Below are 14,984 nucleotides of genomic sequence, written 5' to 3'. Positions count from 1 at the left end.
TTTCCGCTTTGTTAGGATAGGGGAGGTATCAAAATGATGAGGAAAACGGCAAATGCCGTTGCTATGGGTAAGGTTTAGCGCTGGATGCGGCCGGAGCCGTCGCCGCCGGCGAGCTTCTCGACTTCGGCGACCGTAACCATGTTGTAGTCGCCCTCGATGGTGTGCTTGAGCGCGGAAGCCGCGACAGCAAACTCCACCGCGTCCTGGGTGGACTTCCCGTTCAGCAGCGCGTAGATCAGGCCACCGCCGAAGCTGTCGCCGCCGCCGACGCGGTCGATGATGCGCAGCTCATACTTCTTGGAGAAGCAGTACTCGCCGGTCTTCGCGTCGAACAGCATCGCGCTCCAGCCGTTGTCGGAAGCGGAGTGGGACTCGCGCAGGGTGATGGCAACCTTTTCAAAACCGAACTTGTCCGCCAGCTGCTTGGCGACAGACTTGTAGCCCTCGTGGTTGATCTCACCCGCGTAGATATCGGTGGATTCAGCCTCAATACCGAACACGTCCTTGGCATCCTCCTCGTTGGAGATGCACACGTCCACATACTGGCACAGATCGGTCATGGCCTCGCGCGCCTGCTCGCGGGTCCAGAGCTTGCCTCGGTAGTTCAGGTCGCAGGAGATCTTGACGCCGTGCGCCTTGGCCGCCTGGCAGGCCTCGCGGCAGATATCGACAACATTCGGGCCGAGCGCCGGAGTGATGCCGGTGAAGTGGAACCAGTCCACGCCCTCAAAGATTTTGTTCCAGTCAAAATCAGCGGTGGTCGCTTCCTGGATCGCGGAATGCGCGCGGTCGTAGATGCAGACCGAGCCGCGCTGGGAAGCGCCCTTCTCGTTGAAGTAGATGCCGACACGGTCGCCGCCGCGGACGATCTTGCTGGTATCCACACCGTAGCGGCGCAGGGAGTTGACCGCGCACTGGCCGATGGTGTGCGCCGGCAGTTTGGTGACGAACGCGGCGTCCATGCCGTAGTTCGCCAGCGAAACAGCAACGTTGGCCTCGCCGCCGCCAAAGGTGAATTCGAGATGGTCAGCCTGTACGAAGCGTTCGTAATTGTACGGCTGCAGACGGATCATAAGCTCGCCAAAGGTTACGATTTTCATGATTTTCCCTCCGTAAAGATAGGTTGTGATTATTTCTTGCCGACCAGGTGTACGGCGAAGCCGCAGATTTCGTCGGTCAGGTAAATTGCGTTGAGCGTGCCATCAGCCTTGAACTTGGCGGTCGCGTCGTCGAATGTAAAGCCGCGCCCCTCCAGATCCGCTTTGGCGGCGGCGACGTCCGGCGTCCCGATGGCGATGTGTCCGTTCCGGCCCTTATAGGGCTCCTTCATCACCTCGATGCCTGTTCCGGCGAAGACCGAGCTGTTGCCCGGCTTTACCGCAAAGCCAAACAGGGCGGAAAACATTTCAGCGGTCTTGAGGGCTTCCTGCTCATTCGCGGCGTTGATGCCGATGTGCGCCAGAGAATACTCAGCCATTGCGCGCCTCTTTCACGATCTCGACCGACTTCTTGCACAGGTCGGTGATCTCATCCCACTTGCCGCCCTCGATCAGGTCGGCGGTGACCATGTAGGAGCCGCCGCAGGCAGCGATGACAGGATTTTTGGCATAGTCCGCCAGGTTCTTCAGCGAGATGCCGCCGGTCGGCATAACCTTGAACATCGGGAACGGGGCGCTCATAGCCTTGATCTTGGCGATGCCGCCGGACTGCTCGGCGGGGAAGAACTTGAGGACCTCGAGGCCGAACTTATAGGCGGTGTGATAATCGGTCGGGGTGGTGCAACCGGGGAAGATCTGCACGCCGACTTTCTTGCAGTAGGCGACGATTTCGGGATCCATGCCAGGGGTGACGATGAACTGCGCGCCAGCGGCCATCGCCTCGTCTACCTGGTCGGTGGTCAGGACAGTACCCGCGCCCACGAGCATTTCCGGATAGGCGTCGTGCATGGCCTTGATGGCCTTGGCGGCGCCCGCCGCACGGAACGTGACCTCGGCAACCGGTACGCCGCCGTCGATCAGCGCCTTTGCCAGCGGAACCGCGTCACGGTCAGGGTTGTTGAGCTTGATTACCGGTACGACACCGATGGACTGGACCTTTTTCTCGATTTCATTCATTGCGATCATCCTCCGTGTTTCATATTGTGGAATATTGTTTCACGAATTCACTTGCTGATTTAATTATATTACTTTACCGTCAGATTGCAAGAGTTTTCTGCTAACAATCTGTGCAAAGTTTCTCTTGTGTTTTTGTGTAAAATCTATTAAAATGAAACAAGGTTTTATAATGCGGAACAAAAGGGAGGAAATTCCATGGCAGAATCCTCGTCGGTCCAGTCGTTGGAGCGGGCGTTTGACCTGCTGGAAAAGCTGTGCCGCAGCCGGAACGGCATGACGATCGGCACGCTGTCGGCGGAAACCGGCCTGCATAAAAGCACGGTACACCGGCTGCTGGCAACGATGTGTACGCGTGGCTATGTGCAGCGGGACGCGGAAACCAGCGTTTATCGCGCGGGCATGCGCCTGTGCGAGCTGAGCAGCTATATTGTGGAGAACATGGATGTGATCGAGCGCGCCCGCGCGCCGTTGGAGCGTCTGGGGCATGAAACTGGAGAGACTGTCCACCTGGTCCTACAGGAAGAGCGCGATATTGTTTATATTCATAAGGTAGAAAGCGTGAGCGGCGCGATCCGCATGTTTTCGCGTATCGGCATGCGCCGCCCGCTGTACTGCACGGGCGTGGGCAAGGCCATCCTGGCCACCTGGCCGGACGAGGAAGCGCGCGCGCTCTGGCGCGCCAGCGACGTCCGTCCGTGGACACCCTATACGATCGTGGATGAAGCCGCGTTTTTTCAGGAGCTGGCGCAGGTCCGGCGGCTGGGCTACGCGATGGATAACGAAGAAAACGAGCTGGGCGTGCGCTGCATCGCGGCGGCGATTCCGGATTATCGGGGGCGCGCCTCGTATGCGATCTCGGTTTCCGCGCCGCTGACGCGCATGTCGGACGAGCGCATCGCCGCGCTGCGTGTGCCGCTGCTTGAAACGCGGGACGAGATCGCGGAGGCGATCGGCGGCGGCATGTACGGAAAGCGGTAATCGCGGAAAGGGAGAAGGTAAGATGCCACAGGTACTCACGCTGCCGCACGGCAAGCTGACCCGCTATGCCGCCGCGCAGCACGGTCCCAAGCCCGCGCTCATTTTGTGTCCGGGCGGCGGGTACGAATTCTGCTCGATTCGGGAGGGCGCGCCTGCAGCGCGCGCCTTTGCGCGGGACGGCGTCGAGTCGTTCGTGCTAGAATACGACTGTGCGCCCGTGCCGCTGGACACGATGCCGCTGCATACGCTGGCCGCGGCGGTCGCGTGGGTGCGGCGGAATGCCGCGCAACTCAGGATCGCTCCAGACCGCATCGCGGTCGGGGGCTTTTCCGCGGGCGCGCACCTGGCGGGGATGCTGGCGGCGGTCTGGCACCGGCCGGAATGGTTTGAGCCCGATACCGACCTGCAGTGCCACCGGCCGAACGCGGCGGTGCTGTGCTATCCGGTGGTGACGGCGGGGGAATACGGCCATCGCGGCAGCTTTGCTCGTCTGGCCGGCACGGATCCGGAAAAACAGCGTGCGTTTTCGCTGGAAATGCTGGTGGACGCGCGAACGCCGCCGGTGTTCCTGTGGCACACGCTGGAGGATCAGACCGCACGGGTCGAGAACACGCTGCTGCTCGAAGCGGCGCTGCGGAAAGCGGGTGTGCCACATGAGGTACACCTGTTCCCGCATGGCGTGCATGGGCTGGCGCTGGCGGATTTGGAAACCTGTGACCCGGCAAGAGGGCGCCGGCCGGATCGGCATGTGAACCGCTGGCAGGCGCTCTGCGCGGAATGGATAAAGGAGCTGTAAAACATGGAAATACGGCATGCGGCGCCGGCCGACCTGCCCGACCTGCTCGCGCTGTTCGACGCGGCGCGTCGGTTTATGGCGCAAAACGGCAACCCGCATCAATGGGGCAGACGCTTCCCCACGAAAGAGATGCTCGAAGCGGATATCAGCGCGCAGCGCAGCTACATCTGCGAGGACGAGGGGCGGCTCGCGGCGGCGTTCTGCTTTACCACGGAGGAGGAGCCGACCTATCGGGTGATTCGGGAGGGCGCCTGGCTGGACGACGCCCCCTACGGCGTGGTACACCGGATTGCGGCGGCGGAGCACGGGCGCGGTGCGGCGGCGTTCTGCCTGGAATGGTGCCTGGCGCGGTGCGGCAACATCCGTATCGACACCCACCGCGACAACCAGCCTATGCAGCGCCTGCTGGCGCGGCTGGGATACACGTTCTGCGGCCTGATCGACCTGAAAAACGGGCGCGGCGAGCGATTGGCCTATCAGAAACGGAGTCGATAAAAAAATCCTGTCTTTTATAGACAGGATTTTTCTTCGATATAAATAAAATTAAAGATTGACTTTTATAAAATTAAATATTATACTAAGGCCACAGGAAAGGAAGTGATGGCGTGGCGATCGAGGTCGTACCGGAGTGGATGGCGCAGCTTGACGATGAGGACGTCTCTTTCATCAAAAAATTTATTTTGGCCTCGGGCTCGCTCAAAGAGGTCGCGGGCGTGTATGGCGTGACCTATCCGACCGTGCGCCTGCGGCTTGACCGGCTGATCCAGAAAATCGAGATCGGCGAGCGCGAAGGGGAGGAGCCGTATATCGCGCTCATCAAACGGCTGGCGGTCAACGACAAGCTGGATTTCGACACGGCGAAAATCCTGATTAACGAGTATAAGAAGCAAAAGAACGAGGAGGGGTAGCATGATAAATCCAATTAAGTTGGTTTTCTGTTTGGCGCTGTTCGCGGCGGTCTGCGCGTTGGAGGTGTTTCTGTCCAAGCGGCGGGCGTGGTGGCCCGGGCTGGTGCTGCCCCTGTGTCTGCTGCCGCCTGTACTGTTTGTCCTGCCGAACGTGGTGCTGAACGCGCTCGGTGTGGCGGAAAATTCGCTGCAAAAGGTGCTGTCGCTGCTCATGGGGCTGCTCTTTTTCGCGCCGGCGCTCGTTTTGCTGGCGATTTACTGGCACTGCCGCCGCAGCGGGAAACACCGCGAGCAGGTGGAAAAGATAAAGATACAGGATTTGTAAGGGGGAATCGTTTTGGCGGGAATAATGACAATGTCAATCGTGGTGACCGTGCTGAACACGCTGGTGCTGGTGGCGGTGCTGGCGGGCGTGATCGTGCTTGAGGTCTGGCTGTCGCGCCGCAAAAGCCGGTGGCCGGGGCTGATTATGCCTGCTCTGTCGCTTATGCTGTCGCTGCTGCTGGTGCTGGGCGGCGTGGTGTTTACCTCCATAGGCGGCGCGGCGAGCGGGCTGCAGGTGGTCGATGAAGAGACCGGCGAGGTACTCTATGAGGAGCGGCGGGTGGAACAAACGTCGGACTGGACACTGGGCGATACCGTGCAGGTCGGGATTATCCTGCTGGTAAGCAACATCCCAACCTTCGTGCTGTTGGGGGCGTATTATATCGGGCGGGAAAAGCTCCGGCGGGAAAGGCTGCTGGAAAAGATGAACATACAGGATCTGTAAAACAGAAAAACGCCGTTCCAGACAGACGCATCCGGACGGCGTTTTCAGTTATAAGCAAACAGCTTGCGGCAGGCAAGGGATATATAGCCGCCAAGCGCAGCGGCCATCTCTCTGGAAGCAACGGCTTTGTCCGCCAGCGTCACGATCCATGCGATCCGCGTGCGCGGCATGGCCGCGAGCGGGAACATGTGCCGCGCGATTGCCTCGCATTCGCGCTCGGTCAGGCCGAACGTATGCTTCGCGCGGTCGGCCGCGATATGGCCGTGTACAAACGCGTGCATGCGCATCACACGCCGCAGGCCGGAATACCGGCGCAGGTAACGGCGAAAACGCTCGCCGTGCCAGTCGTAACCGAAGAAATCGTGCAGCAACGCCGCGCGGATTACAGAGGCGGTTTCGTCCCCGGACAGACGCATCCGGCGGGCGATGGCATACGCCGCCTGAGCCACGGCGACCGAATGGTCGTACACGGAATTTTCCGCGCCGTGGTGCTGGAACTGCAGAAGCTGCAGATAGCGGGGATGCTTCAGGATATCCCCTCCAAGCCGCTGTATCTCACTCTCCATGGGACTCACCCCTTTCCGGTTTTCTGTCTTTATTATATGCCGCAGAATGCACAAAAACAAGAGGGCGTTTGTTACATTTTTGTGACGTTTATTCGGACAAGCCTGATAAAAGCCGGCGGCATACCCGCCGGTGGAGCAGTACCGCCGCGGCAAGGCCGCAGGCCTCCGCAAGCGGGAACGCCAGCCAGAGGGCCGAAAGGCTGACGTGCGAGAGCAGCACGGCGGCGGGCAGGAGGAGGACAAGCTGACGCAGCAACGCCACGATAAGCGACTCGCTCCCGCGGCCCAATCCCTGCATGCAGCCGGACAGGATGACGGAAACGCCGGCAAGGCAGAACGAAGCGGAGATGATGCGGATGGCGGGGACGCCGAGGGCGAGCATGGCATCCGAGGCGTCGAACAGCCGCAGAAGCGGTACGGGCAGAGCTTCGAACAGCAGCGTACCCGCCGCCATGATGCCGAGCGCGAGCAGCAGCGCATATCGGGTGATCCGCTCGATGCGGCGGCGGTTTTTCGCACCATAGTTGAAGCCAATCATGGGGATGAGCGCGTTGTTGAGACCGTAGACCGGCATGAACAGGAAGTTCTGCAGCTTGTAGTACACGCCGTAAAAGCCGACCGCGGTCTGGGAGAACGGCATCAGGATGCGGTTGAGGCCGACCGTGAGCACGCTCAGCAGGGATTGCTGCAAGGCAGCGGGCAGGCCGATGCGCACGATCTCCGCAAGGATGCGGACATCCGGCCGGAAGCCTCGTACATGGATGCGGACATCCCGATTGAAGCGCACATTGATGAAAAAACCGATTGACATGGCGGTGATCTGGGAGAGGACGGTCGCGAGCGCCGCGCCCGTGGTACCGAGCGCGGGACAGCCGAACAGCCCGAAAATCAGGATCGGGTCGAGGACGCAGTTGAGCAGCGCGCCGATGAGCTGCGTGACCATGTGGTAGACCGTGTTGCCGGTCGCCTGCATGAGCCGTTCCGCGACAAACAGCAGGAAAACGCCGCAGGACGCGGTAGTCACCACCGTCACATAGCCGGCGCCCATATCGACGACAGCGGGTACATCGGTGAACAGCGCGATAAAGTCGCGCCCGAACAGCAGCCCCAGCACAGCGAACACCAGCCAGAAGCAAATGGAAAGAAAAATGCCGTTGACCGCGACCGCGTCCGCTTCCGCCTGCTTTTTCTGTCCCAGCCGGCGCGACAGCAGCGCGTTGACGCCCACGCCCGCGCCGGTCGCAACCGCGATCATTAAAAGCTGCACCGGAAACGCAAGGGAAACGGCGGTCAGGGCGTCCTCACTGATGCGCGCGACAAAAGCGCTGTCCACAATGTTGTACAGCGCCTGCACGAGCATGGACAGCATGATCGGAAACGACATGGTAACGATCAGCCGCCCTTCGGGCATGGTCCCCATTTTATTTTCACCGGCCATATGCTTCACCCCGTTTTTACTATTATAACAGATAAACCGGCAAAGAAAAAGCCGCAGCTTTAAACTGCGGCTCTGTTCGGCTCACAGGCCGACCGGCGTGTCCATAATCATCTGGCGGTAGGCCAGCTCCTCGAAGCCGAGCATCCGGTACAGCGCGGCGGCGCGCACATTGCTTTCGGTCACCTCCAGCCGGTAGCGCGCGGCGCTGTTGTATTTTTCGTGTGCGGCAGCGATCATTTTGCGGCCGATGCCCGTGCCGCGCACGGCCTCGTCCACCATCAGCTCGTCCAGCCATACGCACAGCCCGCCCGCCTCATTCGACCAGGTGAGCGCGAGCAGCAGGTAGGCGCAGGGCGCGCCGTCGTCGTCCTCCGCGATCAGGCAGTCCGCGTAGGGCGTGCCGTGCAGCAGCAGTTCGAACGTGCGCTCGGCGTTCTGCGGCGGGATTGCATGGTCGCAGGCGGAAGAGCGGTAGAACGCCGCGTTGCGGCTGAGGAAAAAGTCGCGGTCGCGCGGCTCGATCGATCGGATATGCATAGGAAAACCTCCTGTTTGACAAAAAACGGTGTTTCGCGTGCCTTTGCTTCCAGACAGCGGCTTCAGCCGAGCTGAGCGAGAGCCTGGTCAAGGTCCGCGATAATGTCCTCCACATTTTCCAGGCCGACCGAAACCCGCACAAGGCCCGGCTCGATACCTGCGGCGACGAGCTGCTCGTCCGTGAGCTGGCGGTGGGTTTCGCTGGCCGGATGCAGCACGCAGGTACGGATATCCGCCACATGGACCTCGTTGCAGGCAAGCTGCAGGCTGTCCATGAACTGCATGGCCGCGCCGCGGCCGCCCTTGATATCGACCGACATCACGCCCGAGGTGCCGAGCGGCAGATACTTCTGCGCGCGTTCGTAATGTTCGTTGCCGGGCAGGGCGGGGTAGCGCACGGAAGCGATCCTGTCCGACGCCTGTAGGTACTCGGCGACCGTGAGCGCATTTTCACAGTACCGCTTCATGCGCACGGGCAGGGTTTCCAGGCCGAGGTTCAAAAGGAATGCGGAGTGCGCCGCCGGATAACAGCCGAAATCACGCATAAGCTGCATGCGCGCCTTAATGATATAAGCCATGCTGCCGAATTCACGGGTATAGACAACGCCGTGATAGCTCTCGTCCGGCTCGGTGAAGTCGGGGAATTTGCCTGAGGCGGCCCAATCGAACCGGCCGCCGTCCACGATGACGCCGCCGCCCTGGACCGCGTGGCCGTCCATATATTTTGTGGTGGAATGGATGACGATATCCGCGCCCCATTCGATCGGGCGGCACAGGATGGGCGTGGCAAACGTATTATCGATGATTAGCGGCACGCCGTTTTTGTGCGCGATATCCGCCCACTTTTGGATATCGAACACGGTCAGCGCCGGATTGGCGAGCGTTTCACCAAACACAGCCTTGGTGTTGGGCTTGAACAGCTTCTGGATTTCTTTCGCGTCTGCTTCCGCATCCGCCCAGATACACTCGATGCCGAGCTTTTTGAGCGTCACGCCGAACAGGTTGATCGTGCCGCCATAGATCGTGGAAGCCGCGATGAAGCTGTCCCCCGCGGAACAGAGGTTGAGGATGGCGAGCAGGCTCGCCGCCTGGCCGGAGCTGGTGAGCATCGCGCCCACGCCGCCCTCCAGCGCGGCGATTTTCTTTTCCACCGCGTCGCAGGTCGGATTGGCAAAGCGCGAGTACATGTACTCGGTCGGCATATCGAACAGGGATGCGATCTTTTCGGTCGAATCGAACCGGTAGGTGGTAGACTGAACGATGGGCATGACGCCTGGGCCGCCGTTTTCGGGCTTGTAGCCCTCATGCAGGCATTTTGTTTCGATCTTCATATTTATTATAGCTCCTTTGCAGGAATTTTTTGCACAAGGGTATTTTAACACGCGGGGGAGGGAGGGTCAAGGGAATTGCGCCCCTTGACGTGGGAACGACGCGCCGCCCGGTGCGGGGGCAAAAGGGGAGGACAACCCGCATGGGGTTTCCTCCCCTTTTGAATTTCCCTGCTTTCCTTATCACGGTAAGCGCAACGGCTTCCACCCTAGGGGGTGCAGGGAAACCCAGGCAGCATCTCCTCCCTCCCGCGCGCGCTGTTACGCGCGCATAGACCGTTTCGGACAGGCGGCACCCGTTTTCCCGCTATCCCGCTCTAACCTCCGCGCGAATAGAGCTCCCGCAACAGCCCCCGTATTTTTTCAGAGCGGTCCTGGTCAGAAATAGGAACGGCGCAGCCGTTCCGGCCTCCGGCCTGTGCATCAGGGAAAAGGGGTGATTGGCAAGAGGGGAGAAACCGTTGGTTTCTCCCCTCTTGTCCGCCCGCGCCGCGCAGGCGCAGCGTTCCCTGCTTGGCCAAAGCGGAAACGCTTACCGTTTGCGCGGCGGCGCGGGATCGTTGGTGCGCTCAAGAATAAAATCAGTACTGGTATGATAGAAGTCTGCAATTCGGCATAGCATTTCTAAAGATACGTCGCGAAAGCCTCGTTCGTAACCACTGTATGTGGTTTGGGCAATACGCAATTGCGTGGAAAGCTCGGTTTGCGTTAATCCGGCTTCCTCGCGCAAATCCCGCAGCCTGCATAAGTACATCAATATCACCACCTGGCAATTATTATAGCTTAACTCAAAATGAGCTATTGATTTTTAATTCGAAAAGAATTAAAATATAAGCGAGGTGATTTGTATGAACCGATCCATTTATCAGGAATTACAGGCCGCCGCCGAGCGTGTATGCGTCAGCAAGGACGGCCCAGCATGGCAAAACCTGAACCAGGCGCAGGATGAATTTGACGCGCTTCTGCCGCGCGTCCTCCACCGCAGCTTCCGTCGGGTGTGCGACCAGGCGGTTGCCGCGGCCGCAGAGCATGGCGAGGATTGCTTCCTGCTCGGGCTGCGCTGCGGCCTGCTGCTGATGGCGGACGCGCGGGCGCTCGACGGAGCATAGCCGCGCAAGGATTTCCGTGGACTTTGCCCGCCCGCTTTGCTATAATAGGGGCATAGAAAAATCTACGGAGGAATACGGCAATGACCGATGAAAAAATCGCGCGCATCAACGAGTTGGCGAAAAAAGCCAAGGCCGAAGGGCTGAGCGAGGCGGAAAAGGCCGAGCAGAAAGCCCTGCGCGAGGAATATATAGCGGGCTTCCGCAAAAGCTTGAAGGCACAACTGGACCGGACGGTCGTCCTCAATCCGGACGGCACCTCCTACAAGCTGCGGCAGAAAAAAGGCGGGCATTGATGCGCCTGCCGGAGCATGTTGCCGCCGCGATCATGCGCCTGGAGGCGGCGGGGTTTGAAACCTGGGCGGTCGGCGGCTGTGTGCGCGACAGCCTGCGAGGTGCTCCGCCGCATGATTGGGATTTGTGTACCGCCGCGCGGCCGGAGGAGATGCGGGTGGTGTTTGCGGGCGCGCGCGTGTTGGAAACCGGCCTGAAGCATGGCACGCTGACCCTGCTGACGGAAGAAGGTCCGCTGGAAATCACGACCTTTCGCGCGGATGCCGGTTATTCGGACGGGCGGCATCCAGACACCGTGTTGTTCGTGCCGGAGGTGCGCGCTGATCTGGCGCGGCGCGATTTCACGGTAGGAGCAATGGCATGGCACCCGCAGCGCGGGCTGTGCGACCCGTTCGGCGGGCGGGACGACCTGAAAAATGGTATCCTGCGCGCGGTCGGCGATCCGGATGCACGCTTCCAAGAGGATGCGCTGCGCATTCTGCGCGCGGTGCGGTTTGCCGCCCAGCTCGGCTTTACAGTGGAGCCGCGGACCGCAGCCGCCATGCACCGCCAGACAGGGCGACTGGAATGCATTGCCGCCGAGCGCGTGCGCGCGGAGCTGACCGACACGCTGTGCGGACGGTTCGCGCAGCGCGCGCTGATGGGCTTTTCCGATATTTTTGCCGCGGCGCTGCCCGAACTGCGGCCGATGCTCGGCTGCGCCCAGCAAAACCCGCACCATCGGTACGATGTGTGGGAGCACAGCGTCCGCGCGGTCGGGCAGGTGCCGGCAGAACCTGTGCTGCGCTGGTCCATGCTGTTGCACGACTGCGGCAAGCCCGCCTGCAAAACCGTGGATGCAAATGGCGTCGGCCATTTTTACGGCCACCCCAAGGCCAGCCGTGAAATCGCGGCTGGTATCTTGCGCCGCCTGCGTTTTTCGGGAGAGGATACGGCCCGCATCCTGCTGCTGGTCGAACAGCACGACCTCCCTCTGGGCGATAATGGTCGGCAGGTGCGCCGCCGTCTGTCGCAGATCGGGGAGGCCAGGTTCCGCGACCTGCTGGCCATCAAAAAAGGGGACGCGGTCGGACAGGGGACGCATCCGGAGGATATCGCTTGGCTGCATGCGATCGAAAAACGGCTGAACGGCGTGCTGGCGGCGGAGGATTGCTTTTCTCTGCGCCGGCTCGCGGTGGATGGAAACGACATCAAGACGCTCGGCCTGTCCGGCCCTGCGGTCGGGGAGATGCTGCGCGCATTGCTCGACGCGGTGATCGAGGAACAGGCCGCAAACACGCGGGAGGCGCTCCTCGCGCTCGCCCGCGCCCGAATGGAGGAACGACATGACGAGCAAAGAACTGTTTATCGAGACTTATAACAAGAATATCCGCCGCCCGGGCGCGGAAAAGCTGCTGGCGTGGATGGAAAGCACGGACTTTTTCACCGCTCCCGCGTCCACGCGCTTTCACGCCGCGTATGAGGGCGGCCTGCTCGACCACTCGCTTAACGTATACAATGTGCTGATCTCCAAGCACTACGATCCGGCGGGCGATGATATCGAGAGCTTTACGATCGCCTCGCTGCTGCATGATCTGTGCAAGGCGGGCTTTTACAAGACCGAGCTGCGCAACCGCAAGAACGACCGCGGCGAGTGGGAAAAGGTGCCGGTTTACGCGATCGACGACCAGTTTCCCTATGGACACGGCGAGAAATCGGTGTACCTGATCGAGCGCTTCATGCGCCTGAAAACCGAGGAGGCAATGGCGATCCGCTGGCATATGGGCGGGTTTGACGATTCCGTGCGCGGCGGCAGCTTTTCGCTTGCGCACGCATTCGAAAAGTATCCGCTCGCGGTCAAGCTGCATCTGTCCGATCTGGAAGCTACTTATCTGCATGAGAATAGGAGCGAGTAAGGCATGAAAACAAAGGAATATACCCTGCATACCGAACGGGAGGGCCTGTACGACGTGACCGCGCAGGTGCGCGAAGCAGTGCGGGAAAGTGGCGTGCAGAGCGGTGCTGCGGTCATATACTGTCCGCACACGACCGCCGGCATCACGATCAATGAAAACGCTGATCCGGACGTGCGGCACGACTTGCTGCTGGGGTTGCGCGAAGCCTTTCCCGACCGGCGCGCGTTCCGGCATGCGGAGGGGAACTCCGCCGCGCATTTGAAGTCGAGTTGCGTTGGCACGAGCCAACTGGTGCTGGTCGAGGACGGATGCCTGCTGCTGGGGACTTGGCAGGGTGTGTATTTCTGTGAGTTCGACGGCCCGCGCACCAGACGCTTTCAGGTAAAGGTGCTGGGGGATAGCGCCGTCGGATGAGCCTGTTCCGCAGAGGGGATACCGCTGACGGATAGGAAACGGGAAGCATGCTGCAGACCGGCCGTATCCGGCCGGTCTTTGTGCTGCGGATACAAGCAGGACTGTCAGAAAAATGCACAGAATAAAAATATGGTTTTGGGTGAGAAAAAACAAAGAATCACTCCTGCGGAAAATTCTCAGAGAAATTTGAAAAAAGTACTTGACATTTTGGTTAGCTTATGCTAACTTATATTCAGGTTAGCCGAGGCTTACTGATATGCTCGATGACCGGTGCCGCTTTCGCGGAACGGAGCGGCGCACCATACATACACAGCTTCCTCTGTATTTTGCGCATCTATCCGAACAAAACAGACCGTTAAGACTGCGCGGCCGTATGGCTAACCGCGGCCGCGCTGTTCGGAACGTTGCGGATAAAGGAAACTGATCCGGTAAAAATACAGGGCAGGAGGTGCGTGACAAGATGATGAACCAACTGGACCGACAGCTCGCGGCGTATTGCTCGCCGACGCTGGCGGGGATTAAACCAGCAAGCCTGGTATCGTTCGACCGCGCGCTGTATCCCGATCTGCCACAGCGTCTGAAAACTTACCGCGAGGCGTTTGCCCCGCGCGGCATGTGCTTTGAGATCGTCTGTGCCTGCCGCGGGCGGTATCTGCTGATGGTCTACCAAAAGCAGGCGCTCGAGCGGCATATGGCGGAGCCTTGTGTGCAGCATGTGCTGGCGTCGTTCGGCTACCCAGCCGGCCAGCCGTTGCAGGACCTCTTGCGGGAGCTGAAGCGCAGGATCGCGCTTTCCGAAACCTTCCCGCATGAAATCGGTCTGTTCCTGGGATATCCGATCGAAGATGTCGTGGGGTTTATCCGGAATGCCGGACGGGGCTGCAAGCTCAGCGGCTACTGGAAAGTATATGGCGACGCGCAGGCTGCGTCGCGGTTGTTTGACCGCCTTTCGCGGGTGTGCCGCGCGGTGACAAAACGGATCGAGCAAGGGGAAACGCTGCTCGAGGTGTTTGCCGCGGCATAGGCGCAAAGCGTTTCATAATGCATCTAAAATAATCAACAATAATCAACAGGAGGATTTGACAGAAATGAGCAAAGCTGCAGTAATTTATTGGAGCCAGACCGGCAATACCGAGCAAATGGCAACCGCGATCGCGGAAGGAATCCGCGAGGGCGGCATGGAATGCGATCTGCTGAACGTGGCGGATACCAACGCCGGCGCTGCGGCAGGATACGATAAGATTGCGCTTGGCTGTCCGGCGATGGGCGCGGAGGTGCTCGAGGAAGCGGAGTTCGATCCGTTCTTCACCGAGCTGGAGAACAGGCTCGCGGGCCGCAAGGTCGCGCTGTTCGGCTCCTACGGCTGGGGCGACGGACAGTGGATGCGCGACTGGGTGCAGCGCACCAACGATGCAAACGCCAATATTTACACGGACGAAGGCCTGATGATCAACGAGACGCCCGACGAAGACGGGCTGGCCAAGTGCAGGGAGTTCGGCAAAGGCTTCGCCGCTTACTAAGACAATTTCCCGCGCCGGCGCGCCTTTTCGCGCGAAGCGCGTATTCGATTGGCTTTCCGCGGTTTTCCGCGGAAAGCCGCGGAAACACACAGCGTGTGTTTGAATACCCGTGCGGAGAAAGGCTTCGCGTGCCGGAGCGTTTCGAAGCAGCAGGCGCATCCGCGCGCAGCGCGGTGCGTCCCTCGATGGAAGCCGTCGGCTTCCATCGAAAATAAACCGGTCATACCCGCCGCGACGGCGGTGGTTATGATACAAATATCCTTTCTTGTCCCGGGGGAAACCCCAGGGTATACTGCCCGGTATGCCCAACATAACATGAGC

The 14,984-nt window shown here is 60.2% G+C and carries 21 protein-coding genes; 13 read left to right on the top strand and 8 right to left on the bottom strand.

All coding sequences use genetic code 11. The features are described 5' to 3' along the window. Positions 1-74 precede the first annotated feature (74 nt). From H8S45_RS04860 to eda, 3 genes are read right to left on the bottom strand one after another with little or no spacing between them, the layout of a single operon-like run. A complete protein-coding gene (locus tag H8S45_RS04860) occupies positions 75-1,100 on the bottom strand; it encodes a sugar kinase (RefSeq protein ID WP_107630912.1) in 1,026 nt (341 codons plus the stop codon). Positions 1,101-1,129: 29 nt separating this feature from the next. Next, positions 1,130-1,477, bottom strand: a complete 348-nt coding sequence (locus H8S45_RS04855) for a VOC family protein (RefSeq protein ID WP_054327722.1) — start codon at positions 1,475-1,477, stop codon at positions 1,130-1,132. Then, a complete protein-coding gene (eda, locus tag H8S45_RS04850) occupies positions 1,470-2,114 on the bottom strand; it encodes a bifunctional 4-hydroxy-2-oxoglutarate aldolase/2-dehydro-3-deoxy-phosphogluconate aldolase (RefSeq protein WP_054327723.1) in 645 nt (214 codons plus the stop codon). The genes H8S45_RS04855 and eda overlap by 8 nt, the downstream gene beginning before the upstream one ends. A 195-nt stretch (positions 2,115-2,309) precedes the next feature. Here eda and H8S45_RS04845 point away from each other — a divergent pair, with 195 nt between their 5' ends. From H8S45_RS04845 to H8S45_RS04820, 6 genes are all read left to right on the top strand, one after another. After that, positions 2,310-3,092 (top strand): IclR family transcriptional regulator, encoded by a 783-nt coding sequence (locus tag H8S45_RS04845; protein WP_054327724.1) that lies wholly within the window; start codon positions 2,310-2,312, stop codon positions 3,090-3,092. A gap of 22 nt (positions 3,093-3,114) precedes the next feature. Then, the gene (locus tag H8S45_RS04840) at positions 3,115-3,888 is read left to right on the top strand and encodes an alpha/beta hydrolase (protein WP_054327725.1); all 774 of its coding nucleotides are present in this window, start codon (positions 3,115-3,117) and stop codon (positions 3,886-3,888) included. A gap of 3 nt (positions 3,889-3,891) precedes the next feature. Continuing rightward, positions 3,892-4,383: a GNAT family N-acetyltransferase gene (locus H8S45_RS04835; protein ID WP_054327726.1), complete on the top strand. Its 492-nt coding sequence runs from the start codon at positions 3,892-3,894 to the stop codon at positions 4,381-4,383. A 110-nt stretch (positions 4,384-4,493) separates the two neighbouring features. After that, complete coding sequence (locus H8S45_RS04830) at positions 4,494-4,796, top strand: DUF2089 family protein (protein WP_054327727.1); 303 nt, start codon at positions 4,494-4,496, stop codon at positions 4,794-4,796. Position 4,797: 1 nt separating this feature from the next. Continuing rightward, positions 4,798-5,121: a hypothetical protein gene (locus tag H8S45_RS04825; protein WP_054327728.1), complete on the top strand. Its 324-nt coding sequence runs from the start codon at positions 4,798-4,800 to the stop codon at positions 5,119-5,121. Between the two features lie 12 nt (positions 5,122-5,133). Further along, a complete protein-coding gene (locus H8S45_RS04820; protein ID WP_147573870.1) occupies positions 5,134-5,565 on the top strand; it encodes a hypothetical protein in 432 nt (143 codons plus the stop codon). A gap of 44 nt (positions 5,566-5,609) precedes the next feature. Here H8S45_RS04820 and H8S45_RS04815 read toward each other — a convergent pair whose 3' ends face one another. From H8S45_RS04815 to H8S45_RS04795, 5 genes are all read right to left on the bottom strand, one after another. Then, complete coding sequence (locus H8S45_RS04815) at positions 5,610-6,131, bottom strand: HD domain-containing protein (protein WP_054327730.1); 522 nt, start codon at positions 6,129-6,131, stop codon at positions 5,610-5,612. A gap of 88 nt (positions 6,132-6,219) precedes the next feature. After that, positions 6,220-7,569 carry an MATE family efflux transporter gene (locus tag H8S45_RS04810; RefSeq protein WP_186949723.1) on the bottom strand — a complete coding sequence of 450 codons (1,350 nt, stop codon included), beginning with the start codon at positions 7,567-7,569 and terminating at the stop codon, positions 6,220-6,222. A gap of 81 nt (positions 7,570-7,650) precedes the next feature. Continuing rightward, the gene (locus H8S45_RS04805; RefSeq protein WP_186949721.1) at positions 7,651-8,106 is read right to left on the bottom strand and encodes a GNAT family N-acetyltransferase; all 456 of its coding nucleotides are present in this window, start codon (positions 8,104-8,106) and stop codon (positions 7,651-7,653) included. A gap of 62 nt (positions 8,107-8,168) precedes the next feature. Then, the gene (locus H8S45_RS04800; RefSeq protein WP_054327733.1) at positions 8,169-9,437 is read right to left on the bottom strand and encodes an O-acetylhomoserine aminocarboxypropyltransferase/cysteine synthase family protein; all 1,269 of its coding nucleotides are present in this window, start codon (positions 9,435-9,437) and stop codon (positions 8,169-8,171) included. 529 nt (positions 9,438-9,966) lie between these two features. Continuing rightward, entirely contained in the window at positions 9,967-10,188 is a 222-nt protein-coding gene (locus H8S45_RS04795) for a helix-turn-helix domain-containing protein (protein ID WP_082397252.1), read from the bottom strand. A gap of 94 nt (positions 10,189-10,282) precedes the next feature. On the opposite strand from H8S45_RS04795, the gene H8S45_RS04790 reads away from it, so the two are divergent. The 7 genes from H8S45_RS04790 to H8S45_RS04760 all read left to right on the top strand — a co-directional run bounded on the left by H8S45_RS04790 (position 10,283) and on the right by H8S45_RS04760 (position 14,663). Beyond that, positions 10,283-10,543, top strand: coding sequence for a hypothetical protein (locus H8S45_RS04790; RefSeq protein ID WP_054327734.1), 261 nt, complete (start codon positions 10,283-10,285; stop codon positions 10,541-10,543). A gap of 80 nt (positions 10,544-10,623) precedes the next feature. Then, positions 10,624-10,836, top strand: coding sequence for a DUF896 domain-containing protein (locus H8S45_RS04785; RefSeq protein ID WP_054327735.1), 213 nt, complete (start codon positions 10,624-10,626; stop codon positions 10,834-10,836). Continuing rightward, positions 10,836-12,194: a CCA tRNA nucleotidyltransferase gene (locus tag H8S45_RS04780; protein WP_054327736.1), complete on the top strand. Its 1,359-nt coding sequence runs from the start codon at positions 10,836-10,838 to the stop codon at positions 12,192-12,194. Before H8S45_RS04785 ends, H8S45_RS04780 begins: the two co-directional genes overlap by 1 nt. After that, complete coding sequence (locus H8S45_RS04775) at positions 12,160-12,729, top strand: HD domain-containing protein (protein WP_054327737.1); 570 nt, start codon at positions 12,160-12,162, stop codon at positions 12,727-12,729. Before H8S45_RS04780 ends, H8S45_RS04775 begins: the two co-directional genes overlap by 35 nt. A 3-nt stretch (positions 12,730-12,732) precedes the next feature. Further along, entirely contained in the window at positions 12,733-13,143 is a 411-nt protein-coding gene (locus tag H8S45_RS04770; protein ID WP_054327738.1) for a secondary thiamine-phosphate synthase enzyme YjbQ, read from the top strand. A gap of 460 nt (positions 13,144-13,603) precedes the next feature. Continuing rightward, the gene (locus H8S45_RS04765; RefSeq protein WP_054327739.1) at positions 13,604-14,167 is read left to right on the top strand and encodes a DUF3793 family protein; all 564 of its coding nucleotides are present in this window, start codon (positions 13,604-13,606) and stop codon (positions 14,165-14,167) included. A gap of 64 nt (positions 14,168-14,231) precedes the next feature. Continuing rightward, entirely contained in the window at positions 14,232-14,663 is a 432-nt protein-coding gene (locus tag H8S45_RS04760) for a flavodoxin (protein ID WP_054327740.1), read from the top strand. Positions 14,664-14,984: the final 321 nt, after the last annotated feature.

It is taken from the genome of Agathobaculum faecis (assembly GCF_014287995.1).
Classification (GTDB): domain Bacteria; phylum Bacillota; class Clostridia; order Oscillospirales; family Butyricicoccaceae; genus Agathobaculum; species Agathobaculum ammoniilyticum.
Note: the sequence above shows the minus strand (reverse complement) of the source record. Positions and strands in the feature narration are given on the sequence as shown.

What these genes read in the sequence shown, in the direction of transcription:
- H8S45_RS04770 (WP_054327738.1), top strand. Translation starts at nt 12,733, where the DNA reads ATGAAAACAAAGGAATATACCCTGCATACCGAACGGGAGGGCCTGTAC.
- H8S45_RS04790 (WP_054327734.1), top strand. Translation starts at nt 10,283, where the DNA reads ATGAACCGATCCATTTATCAGGAATTACAGGCCGCCGCCGAGCGTGTA.
- H8S45_RS04845 (WP_054327724.1), top strand. Translation starts at nt 2,310, where the DNA reads ATGGCAGAATCCTCGTCGGTCCAGTCGTTGGAGCGGGCGTTTGACCTG.
- H8S45_RS04810 (WP_186949723.1), bottom strand. Translation starts at nt 7,569, where the DNA reads ATGGCCGGTGAAAATAAAATGGGGACCATGCCCGAAGGGCGGCTGATC.
- H8S45_RS04855 (WP_054327722.1), bottom strand. Translation starts at nt 1,477, where the DNA reads ATGGCTGAGTATTCTCTGGCGCACATCGGCATCAACGCCGCGAATGAG.
- H8S45_RS04860 (WP_107630912.1), bottom strand. Translation starts at nt 1,100, where the DNA reads ATGAAAATCGTAACCTTTGGCGAGCTTATGATCCGTCTGCAGCCGTAC.
- H8S45_RS04760 (WP_054327740.1), top strand. Translation starts at nt 14,232, where the DNA reads ATGAGCAAAGCTGCAGTAATTTATTGGAGCCAGACCGGCAATACCGAG.
- H8S45_RS04840 (WP_054327725.1), top strand. Translation starts at nt 3,115, where the DNA reads ATGCCACAGGTACTCACGCTGCCGCACGGCAAGCTGACCCGCTATGCC.
- H8S45_RS04800 (WP_054327733.1), bottom strand. Translation starts at nt 9,437, where the DNA reads ATGAAGATCGAAACAAAATGCCTGCATGAGGGCTACAAGCCCGAAAAC.
- H8S45_RS04805 (WP_186949721.1), bottom strand. Translation starts at nt 8,106, where the DNA reads ATGCATATCCGATCGATCGAGCCGCGCGACCGCGACTTTTTCCTCAGC.
- eda (WP_054327723.1), bottom strand. Translation starts at nt 2,114, where the DNA reads ATGAATGAAATCGAGAAAAAGGTCCAGTCCATCGGTGTCGTACCGGTA.
- H8S45_RS04835 (WP_054327726.1), top strand. Translation starts at nt 3,892, where the DNA reads ATGGAAATACGGCATGCGGCGCCGGCCGACCTGCCCGACCTGCTCGCG.
- H8S45_RS04825 (WP_054327728.1), top strand. Translation starts at nt 4,798, where the DNA reads ATGATAAATCCAATTAAGTTGGTTTTCTGTTTGGCGCTGTTCGCGGCG.
- H8S45_RS04780 (WP_054327736.1), top strand. Translation starts at nt 10,836, where the DNA reads ATGCGCCTGCCGGAGCATGTTGCCGCCGCGATCATGCGCCTGGAGGCG.
- H8S45_RS04765 (WP_054327739.1), top strand. Translation starts at nt 13,604, where the DNA reads ATGATGAACCAACTGGACCGACAGCTCGCGGCGTATTGCTCGCCGACG.
- H8S45_RS04795 (WP_082397252.1), bottom strand. Translation starts at nt 10,188, where the DNA reads ATGTACTTATGCAGGCTGCGGGATTTGCGCGAGGAAGCCGGATTAACG.
- H8S45_RS04775 (WP_054327737.1), top strand. Translation starts at nt 12,160, where the DNA reads ATGACGAGCAAAGAACTGTTTATCGAGACTTATAACAAGAATATCCGC.
- H8S45_RS04815 (WP_054327730.1), bottom strand. Translation starts at nt 6,131, where the DNA reads ATGGAGAGTGAGATACAGCGGCTTGGAGGGGATATCCTGAAGCATCCC.
- H8S45_RS04785 (WP_054327735.1), top strand. Translation starts at nt 10,624, where the DNA reads ATGACCGATGAAAAAATCGCGCGCATCAACGAGTTGGCGAAAAAAGCC.